Source organism: Fusobacterium perfoetens, from assembly GCF_021531475.1.
Classification (GTDB): domain Bacteria; phylum Fusobacteriota; class Fusobacteriia; order Fusobacteriales; family Fusobacteriaceae; genus Fusobacterium_B.
Genome location: NZ_JADYTX010000072.1, coordinates 1 through 1,157, shown reverse-complemented (window position 1 = coordinate 1,157; position 1,157 = coordinate 1). Strand labels below are relative to the sequence as shown.

1 protein-coding gene is annotated in these 1,157 nt (G+C 21.7%); it reads right to left on the bottom strand.

Going from position 1 to position 1,157, the window contains the following annotated elements:
- Window positions 1–268 precede the first annotated feature (268 nt).
- A complete protein-coding gene (locus I6E15_RS10035; protein WP_235247631.1) occupies window positions 269–1,078 on the bottom strand; it encodes a hypothetical protein in 810 nt (269 codons plus the stop codon).
- Window positions 1,079–1,157: the final 79 nt, after the last annotated feature.

Here is a 1,157-nt window from a genome sequence, read left to right as displayed (position 1 = left end):
TATTAAAAAATTTAAATTTTTCTAAATTATTTTAATAAAATTTTATTTTTTACAGATTATTTTTCTATATTTTTTATATAGATTAATTATTTTCTTTGAGTGATTTACAAAAAAATTAAAATTATATTTAAAAAATAATAAAACATAAAAGTGGTTATTGCATAGTTAAGAAATATAAAATTAAAAATAAAATAATTTCTTTTAATTAAGATAATTTTATATGAATCTTTAATATTTTTTAGGTTTACAATAGCCACTTAAGTTAGATTTATAAATAATTTTCTTCTACTAATCTATTTTTTACTGTATCATAAAACTCTTCTCCAAAAATATTTACTAAAGTATCTTTATAAGATTCTATAAATGGTCTATATCCCTCTTCTTCAAAACCTTTCGGATTTCTTTTTCTAAATAACATTGATTTTGAAAACTCTTCATTTATGCAAGGAAGTTCATAATAATCCTCAATAGTAAAAGAATTTGTAAAATCATCAGGAAGTGTTATATAAAGTTTTGAGTTATCATCTTCTGATAAAATTTCTAGTGGCCACAATAAACAAACTAGTGGTTTATAGTAACAAACTTCTTTATAATCCATATTTTTATTTAGGCAAAGAGAATGGATTCCACAAAGGGTAATTCTATCTTCTCTTTTATATCCGTAAAAGCACATCTCTGTCTGTTCCTCAATATCAGTTATTATTTCTCTAGTTTCTTGATTTAGAAGTTCCTCTTTTATATCCTCTTCCTCATAACCAAGTTCATAAGTTATATCAAGATTTTTAGTAATATCATTAAAATCTTCTAAATTATCAACTAAAAATTCTCTAGTTTCTTTTCTTAATTTTGAGGGACTATCTGCACAACAATCATTACTACAATTAAAGCAGTCAAAATTAGAGTATTTTCCAAAAACTTCCCAGTCTATTACAGCATCATACTCTTTTCCATTTATTTTAACTTTTGTATGTATCATATTTTCATTTGAAAAATACTGTCTAGCTATCTTTTCAGCTTTCTTTGATACTTTATATACTTTTTCACCTTTTGGATGATTTAAAAATAAAAAATAATTCATTATTTCTCCTCGTATAATATTTATATAATAATTTTTTAATTATTAAGCTATTTTAATTTTTATGTAATATACTGTTATT